We start from the raw sequence: 7734 nt of genomic DNA, 5'->3' as shown, positions 1-7734 counted from the left end.
GCTGATGCGCGGTCCCGTCAGCCGCTGCGCGCGCGCCGAAAACGCGCTGCACCGCCGCCTTTTCATGCTCCCAGCGTTCTCGCAGCACGCTCAGCGCAGCGGCCTTTTCGGCGCGCTCCGCATCGATCGCGGCGAGGCGCTCGATGTGCTCGCCGTGGCCATATGCGGCATCGCGCGACAACGCGACGTACTCGCGTTCGAGGCCCATCAGCGCGCGCTCGACCGATTCCACGACAAACGGCTTCACGCCGAGGCCGATCTTGACTCGCGCGGCCGCGGTATCGAGCAGGTCGACCGCCTTGTCCGGCAGCTTTCGCCCCGTTATGTAGCGATCCGACAATTGCGCTGCGGCGACCAGCGCGTCGTCGCGGATGGTCACCCCGTGCGAGGCTTCGTAACGCTCCTTCAACCCGCGCAGAATCTGGATGGCCGTCGGCACGTCCGGCTCATCCAGCTTGACCAGCTGGAAACGTCGCGCGAGCGCCGGGTCCCGTTCGAAGTATTTCTTGTACTCGGCCCAGGTCGTCGCCGCGATCGTGCGCAATTCGCCGCGCGCCAGCGCCGGTTTGAGCAGGTTGGCCGAATCTCCGCCGCCGGCCGGCCCGCCTGCGCCAATCAGCATGTGCGCTTCGTCAATAAAGAGAATGATGGGCTGGGTCGCCGCCTTGATCTCGTCGATCACGGCGCGCAGCCGCTTCTCGAATTCACCCTTCACGCTGGCGCCCGCTTCCAGCAAACCAAGATCGAGGCCCAGCAGCCGCGCGTTCTTCAGAAAGTCGGGCACGTCGCCCTCTGCGATCCTGAGCGCGAGACCTTCGACGACCGCCGTCTTGCCCACCCCCGGGTCACCGACGCAGATCGGATTGTTCTTGCGGCGACGCGCAAGGATGTCGAGCATCTGGCGGATTTCGCCGTCCCGGCCAAACACTGGATCGATTTTTCCCGCAGCGGCTTTCGCAGTGAAATCCTCGCAGAACCGGGCGAGCGCCGAGTCGCCGCCGCGCGCTCCCGAGACGCTTTCGCCGGTCGCGCCCTCGCGTGACTCGATGTGCTCGGATGAGTCCGCGGTCAGTGCATCGAACGAGGACACCAGCGCATCGGGCTTGATGCTGCGCAACGCTTCGCCGTAGCGGGAACCGGCTGTGTAGTAACCCGCGCGGCCGAGCAGCGCCACCAGCAACGCGCCGCTGCGAATCCTGCTTTCGCCGAGCGTGACCGAAGCGGCCAGCCACGCATCCTGCACCCATTCGGTCAGAAGCGGCGAAAAGACCGGGCGTCCGGCGTTGCCGCTCTTGAAATCCGCAAGCTGTTCGTCGAGCACGGCACGTATCCGTGCAAGATCGATGTCGAAGTGTGCGCATAGCATCGGCACATCGCAGCGCGGATCATCGAACAGCTTCAACAGCAGATGCTCGATTGAAATCTCGTAGTGAGCACGCGAGAGCGCAAGGCCCGCAGCATCCTCGAGTGACGTCTTGCAACGCTCGTTCAGCCGTGCGAACAGCGGTTTCAATTCGACCTGCATCATACGGTGGCTCCTTGCTGCAAGGGGTGACTATCAGTGGAAAGCGGTAGTTCGAAGCGCACCGCCGGAGCCCGCACGCGAGGATCGGCCGCCGCGTCGCCAGCGAGCCACATGTCGAGACCCAGCCGGCCCCATTGCTCTGCGCCGAGCTGTGCGGGCTCGAGTTCGTCCGGCGCCAGCGTCAGTTCCAGTTCGCAACGCACCGGGTCGTGCAGATAGAGCGCGAGGTCGCGCGCCAGCGACGCATAGGCGGCACCGCCGGGCAACAACGTATCGAAGCGCCGCGCATCGACCGGACCGACGCGGATCAGCGTGGTCCCCGAGCGTTGCGCGATCTGGGTGCCGATCAGCGTGTCGCCGAGGCACGCGCCCGGCGCCCCCAGCTCGCAACGCGCCTCCAGCGGAATCGGCACGACCCTGACAACGCAGGGTTCGACCGCAACCTGCGCGCCGTCGAGCAACCCGCGCACCAGCGTTTCCAGGCCGAGTGCAGAGCGCGGAAACTGATTGAAAATACCGGCGAAGCGCAACAGCCTGGTCTCAGGTTGTTCCGATGACGCGTACCCCATCGCCCCGATAAGCGCATACAACTGGTCGAGGCGTCGCTGGTCTCCGCGCTCCGACACCGCAATCCAGATCCGGTACTTCTCCCACGCGTTGAAGAGCATCGGATACAACGTGGCGTGCACGATGTCGAGCAGCTCACGCGTGGCCGACCGGCCGTTGCGGGCCTCGTCGATCAGGTCTTCGGTATAGAAGGTCGGCAGCGGCGACGACACGCCATACAGACCGAAGAAATTCGCGACGATCCGCCACCTGCCATCGTCATCGACGCTGATACGCTCGACGTCGTTTTCCGGAAAAGCGAGGCTCAGGTTCGGCTGTACCCGGACACCCGTGTGAAATGCCGCATCGCTCGGGAAACCCATGCGCATCAACCGCAGCGCCTGGAAAAGCCCGTAGCGCGCGCCTTCGGCCTGCAGGCCCGGCATCAGCCCGAAACCCGGCGGGGACCGGCCTACAACAGGCGCTGGCGTCCGATCTTCGGCGGCCATAGCAAAGTCTCCCCGGAAAGCGAATCGCGCAATGTGAGCGCGGTAAACGTGTTGAGGCTGGTCGTGCCCGCGAAGAATTCGTCGAGCACCGAACCGAACAGGAACAGGCCGCCCAGATTCGCGAAGTAATCACCGCGACAGGTCAGACTGATCTCACTGCCGTCCACCGGCAGCCCGCGCACAAAACGGCGCGCATGGGTAGTTTCGAATTTCTCGATGCTCTCGATACGCCGGTACGTGGTCTGGTCGAGCTGGGTATTGTGTCCTTCGGGTAGTTGCAGCGTCAGCAGACTGCGCAGCTGATCGCGGTCTGCCAGCCTTTGATGATTGGCGGTCAGATGCGACAGCACGCGCCACAGCAGTCCATCGTCGATCACCGGCGCCCGGTATGGCGTAATCGAGCGAATGTTGCGAAAGGTCATGCGGGCGGGTGACGTATCGGCGCTCTCCGATATGTCGCCCAGGCGCAGGCCCTCCGGCAGCTTTGCGTGAGTACACGTGACACGCAGCGATAAGGTTTGCGGTTCATTGCTCACCGTCTCCGCGCTCGTGTACGGAATGCCAAGAAAGTAGTCGTGCCCCTCACCTAGCGCCGATGGCCTGATACGGACGTGATACACCTCCTTTGCGCTGCCGAACGAGCCGAATGGCCGGTACGTGATTTCACCGGTTGTCGCGTATCCGGAAACGGAGTTGACCTGGAAAATACGTGCGACCTCACGGCCTCCCTGCGGGGACAGCCGGATCCGGTATTCCGCCTGCCGATGATCGAACTTGATCGGGTGAGCGTCCGTTTCGAACAGATTGACGATCGGCGTCGCATTGAGAACAAAGCTTCCGGTCCGCACTTCGGGCACCCAAGCGGGCACCTCGTCGAACAGGAATCGCACAAAGAAGCGGCCCGATGATCCGCGTTCGCGCCAGCGGTTAAAGCCCACAAGATCGACGAACAGGAATTTCTCGGCAAATGCGAAATATTCGCGCAGCAGGGAATACGCCGGATGGGCATTGTCCGGATAGGGCAACAGCGGCAGGTCGGGGCGCATGCCCGCTGCCTCGATAGCGTCGCGCGACAATACGGTAACGGGGCCGTCCTCACTGCCGATCCGTATTTCACGCACGTATCTCATCAACAACACCAGGAGTCTGGTCGCATCCGGAAGCGCGTCGGCTAGATAGAAACGCAACCGGTCGGCATGCCATGCGTTTGCATCGATGCCGTCGAACGAGGCTTCAATCAGGAGCGAACGCTGGCTGATACCGTCGCCATCCCAGCGCGTCGCCTGAATCACCACGGGTTCCACCGACACCGGAAACACCGATCGGAAAATGGTCCGCACGCCATCGATCGGCACGGACGCCACCTCCGTTCCCGCCGGCACCACGACGGTCTCCCCGCGCACACCTTTGGGAACGAACTGCAGGATCGACATGCAGGGCAGCGGACGCAGGTATTGCGGAAACAGCAGTTGCGCGAGCTCCTGAATGAATTCGGGAAACTCGTCGTCGAGCTTCTGCCTCATCAAGCCCGTGAGGAACGCCACCCCTTCGAGCAGGCGCTCGACATCCGGGTCCGGCGCGACGCCGCTCCCGAGGAGCGGCGCCAGCGCTGGATTGCGCGCCGCGAACTCCGTCGCAAGATCGCGTAGATGAACCAGTTCCTGCTCGTAGTAGGCTTTGGACATGTTCGTGACAGACAATGACTCTAGTTGCGCCGGACAGACACGCGTCCGTCCGACGAAACGCGTGTCGCAAAGCGGATCGGGATATCGCGGTCGTCGACGGCCACCGTGCCTTCTATTGCGAATGAAAGCGACAACAACTCGTTCCCGCCGTCGACCACCTCTACGCGCGGCAACCGCAGCCGCGGCTCGTACCGCCGCAGCATGCGCGTGATGTCAGCGATGATTTCCTGCACGCTGCCGGCCGAAAAGCTGCTGGCGAGATTCGTGAAATCGGGCACGCCGAACTCGAGGTCAATCGGCACGCTCCCCTGCCGCGTGTTGAGGATGCGGGTAAGGTGTGCGAGGATCGACTCGAGAAGAACGTCGACCCGCGTCACATGCGAGCGCTCGCCGCCCGCTTCGTAGGCGGCGATACGCTCGAGCAGACGACGTTCTTTCACAAGGACTCACCGGTCAGCAGCACACGGCCTGATCGCCGGTCGCCTGTTACGTATTCGGCGCGAGCCACGAATCCTCCGACTGGATACTGTCGAGCACCGATGTCCAGATAACCTTCTCGTACGTAAAGCTGAAGTTCTCCATGTGGGTGAGCGGCTTGTTTTCCGGCTCCAGACAGTTCGGAACCCACAACCGCGTGCTGACGATCGACGCCTTCTCCAGTTGGACGGTGTAGTACTTCTCCTCCTGCCCTTTCTCGTTGATCCGGTAAAACTCAAGTGTCGCTTCCTTGATGCGCTCGCCCCTGCACAGCGCCTGAAGCAGTTTCGGCGACGACTTGTCGACCACCTTGGTGATCTCCAGACCCATATGCTGCCGCTTGCCCGACGGCAAGCCAGTCTGTGGATCCCTCGGCATCTCTATCCGGTGCTCGACCGCTTGCACCAGGATTTTTCCCTGGTGTCCCTGGACGTTGCACGACCCCTCGATCGCTTTTCCGGTGGCGTCTGTTACAGACAGATAACATGGCATTGGCACAATGAACTCCTCTCAATAAACAATTCGGATTACTTCTTAAAAACGATTGAAACAGCACTGCGTCAAGACTTGTCGAGCTTGCCAACCAGCGACAGCGTGAACGACGCGCCCATGTATTTGAAATGAGGCCGGACCTTCAGCCCCACCCGGTACCAGCCCGGATCGCCCTCGACGTCCGACACGGTGATTTCCGCCTGGCGTAGCGGCCGCCGGCCGCGCACGCCCGGTGCGGGGTTGTCCATGTCGGCGACGTACTGCTTGATCCAGTTGTTGAGTTCGGTTTCGAGGTCGCCGCGCTCCTTCCACGTACCGATGTTCTCGCGCTGAATCACCTTGATGTAGTGAGCCAGGCGGCTGACGATATAGATGTACGGCAACTGCGTGCCGAGCTTGTAATTCAGCTCCGCGTCCTTGCCTTCCGCGTTGTTGCCGAAGAACTTCGGCTTCTGGCACGAATTGGCGGAGAAGAAGGCCGCGTTATCCGTGTTCTTTCGCATCGTCAACGCGATAAAGCCCTGTTCCGCGAGTTCGAATTCCCGCCGCTCCGAAATCAATACTTCGGTCGGGATCTTCGTCTGCGTTTCGCCCATTGCTTCGTAGTTGTAGATCGGCAGATCGCTCACCGTGCCGCCGCCTTGCGGTCCGATGATGTTCGCGCACCAGCGGTACTGCGCAAAACTTTCCGACAGGCGGCTCGCAAACGCAAAGGCCGCATTTCCCCACACGAAGCGCTTGCTGTCGTTGTCGACACGCTCCTCATAGTGAAATTTCTTGACCGGTACCGTGCTGTCGCCGTACGGCACCCGCAGCAGGAAATGCGGCACGGTCAGGCCGACAAAGCGCGCATCCTCGGTTTGCCGGAACGAGTTCCATTTTGTGAATGCCGGCCCGTCGAACACAGCGTCCAGGTCTTTCAGGTTCGGCAGTTCCGCAAACGAATCGACGCCGAAAAATTGCGGCCCCGCCGCGGCAACAAACGGCGCATGCGCCATCGACGCGACGCTGGCAAGCGATTGCAGCAGCTTGATGTCCTGGCCGCCCGGCCCGAATTCGTAGTTGCCGACGATCGCACCGATCGGCTGCCCGCCGAACTGGCCGAACTCGGCGGTGTAGACCGCCTTGTACAGCCCCGAGCGGGTGATGTCCGGCGCGTCCTCGAAGTCCTGCAGCAGCGCATCCTTCGAAACGTCCAGAATCTCGATCCGGTTGTTTTCGCGGAAATCCGTGCGGTCCACCAGGAACTTCAGCGATCGCCACGCCGATTCTAGTTTCTGAAAACTGGCTTGATGCAGAATCTCATCGACCTGCGCGCAGAGCTTGGTGTCCAGCGCGGAGATCATGTCGTCGACCAGCGACTGGCTCACTTTTTCTGTCGCCCGATGCGACTCAAGCAACTCGCCGACGAAAGCCTCAAGGCCCCGCCGTGTCACGGTATATGCCTCGTCGCCTGGACGCACGCGCGTGGCCTCGATCAGCTCATCGAGCAGGGACGCCTGCGGCGCCGCGGCGGCCGCGCTGGCTTCCTCAACGGACTGGGTTGCGTTCGGATTTGTCACTTTTCACTCCTGAGATTTCGAGCCGAGTTCGGCCAGCAGACGTTCACGGGTCGCTTCATCCGTCACGAGTTCACCAAGGCGCTTGCGAAATTCAGGCAGATTGCCGAGCGGCCCCTTAAGCGCCTTTAGCGCATCGCGCAACTCGATCAGCTGCTTGAGCTCCGGCACCTGCTCGACGATGGCGTCGGGCTCGAAGTCGCTCAGACGGTCAAAGTGAAGACCAACGGGCAGCGCCTCCTCTGCTCCCGCATCCGCAGCCAGCCTGTTTGGCACTGCGAAATTTAGCGACAGCTTCTGCGCCTTGAGTACATCGTTAAAGTTGTCTTTATCGACGCTAACCGGCTTGCGTTCATCAACCGGCGTATCGGATTCGCTTAACGTGAAATCGCCCAGCACCAGTTGCTTCATCGGCAATTCGACGTCCTCCTTCGCATCGCCGGTCGCTGATTTGTAGACGATATTGACGCGCTCTTTCGGTGCTACCGAACCATCGTTTGTTGCCATTTCAGGCTCCTTGATAACATTGATAACTAGTACTTCTCCATACTGGCCAGCCGCCAGGCGGCGGCAAAATCAAGCTCGGAGAGTTCGGCGAGCAACAAGGCTTGCGCGGAACGGTCCGGCTCCTGCTGCACACCTGCCGCGACACTCAAAGCACGCCGCGCGAGCGCCGGCTCCCATCGGGCGAGCTGGTGGATCTCGATCTGCTTCACGAGTGACGCGACGAACGGCCCCAGCATGCTGGCGTCGCCGAAATCGCGCACCAGTTCGCACTGCGCAAGACGTAACCGGAACCGCTCACCGGCCGCCATGGTGCTGCGCGAAAGTGTTTCCAGCGCGTCGAGCGCATCGCCGAGCCGGCCTTCTGCCGCGACTCCGTGCGCCGCACTCAACGACGCAGCGCCTTCGTCCGCGCCCGGTGCACCCGGCTCGCCCCG

The 7734-nt window shown here is 62.1% G+C and carries 8 protein-coding genes; all 8 read right to left on the bottom strand.

Going from position 1 to position 7734, the window contains the following annotated elements; translation table 11 throughout:
- A partial coding sequence (locus EOS_RS35895) for an AAA family ATPase (protein WP_152693242.1) occupies nt 1-1528 on the bottom strand: 1528 nt, incomplete at its 3' end.
- Nucleotides 1525-2580, bottom strand: coding sequence for a type VI secretion system baseplate subunit TssG (tssG, locus tag EOS_RS35890; RefSeq protein WP_047896973.1), 1056 nt, complete (start codon nt 2578-2580; stop codon nt 1525-1527). The genes tssG and EOS_RS35895, both read right to left, overlap by 4 nt.
- Entirely contained in the window at nt 2544-4265 is a 1722-nt protein-coding gene (gene tssF, locus EOS_RS35885) for a type VI secretion system baseplate subunit TssF (protein ID WP_047896972.1), read from the bottom strand. Before tssF ends, tssG begins: the two co-directional genes overlap by 37 nt.
- A 20-nt stretch (nt 4266-4285) precedes the next feature.
- The gene (tssE, locus tag EOS_RS35880; protein WP_047896971.1) at nt 4286-4705 is read right to left on the bottom strand and encodes a type VI secretion system baseplate subunit TssE; all 420 of its coding nucleotides are present in this window, start codon (nt 4703-4705) and stop codon (nt 4286-4288) included.
- A gap of 46 nt (nt 4706-4751) precedes the next feature.
- A complete protein-coding gene (locus EOS_RS35875) occupies nt 4752-5240 on the bottom strand; it encodes an Hcp family type VI secretion system effector (RefSeq protein ID WP_047896970.1) in 489 nt (162 codons plus the stop codon).
- Between the two features lie 62 nt (nt 5241-5302).
- Nucleotides 5303-6796, bottom strand: a complete 1494-nt coding sequence (tssC, locus tag EOS_RS35870) for a type VI secretion system contractile sheath large subunit (protein WP_047896969.1) — start codon at nt 6794-6796, stop codon at nt 5303-5305.
- A 3-nt stretch (nt 6797-6799) separates the two neighbouring features.
- Nucleotides 6800-7300, bottom strand: coding sequence for a type VI secretion system contractile sheath small subunit (gene tssB / locus EOS_RS35865; protein WP_047896968.1), 501 nt, complete (start codon nt 7298-7300; stop codon nt 6800-6802).
- A 26-nt stretch (nt 7301-7326) separates the two neighbouring features.
- The coding region (locus EOS_RS35860; protein WP_047896967.1) for a type VI secretion system domain-containing protein at nt 7327-7734 on the bottom strand (408 nt) is incomplete at its 5' end.

This window comes from Caballeronia mineralivorans PML1(12), assembly GCF_001028175.1.
GTDB lineage: Bacteria > Pseudomonadota > Gammaproteobacteria > Burkholderiales > Burkholderiaceae > Caballeronia > Caballeronia mineralivorans.
The sequence above is the reverse complement of the archived record's forward strand: the minus strand, read 5'-3'. Positions and strand labels throughout refer to the sequence as shown.

Excerpts from the sequence above, each read along its gene's own strand:
- tssG (WP_047896973.1), bottom strand. The coding sequence starts at position 2,580 with ATGGCCGCCGAAGATCGGACGCCAGCGCCTGTTGTAGGCCGGTCCCCG.
- tssB (WP_047896968.1), bottom strand. The coding sequence starts at position 7,300 with ATGGCAACAAACGATGGTTCGGTAGCACCGAAAGAGCGCGTCAATATC.
- tssF (WP_047896972.1), bottom strand. The coding sequence starts at position 4,265 with ATGTCCAAAGCCTACTACGAGCAGGAACTGGTTCATCTACGCGATCTT.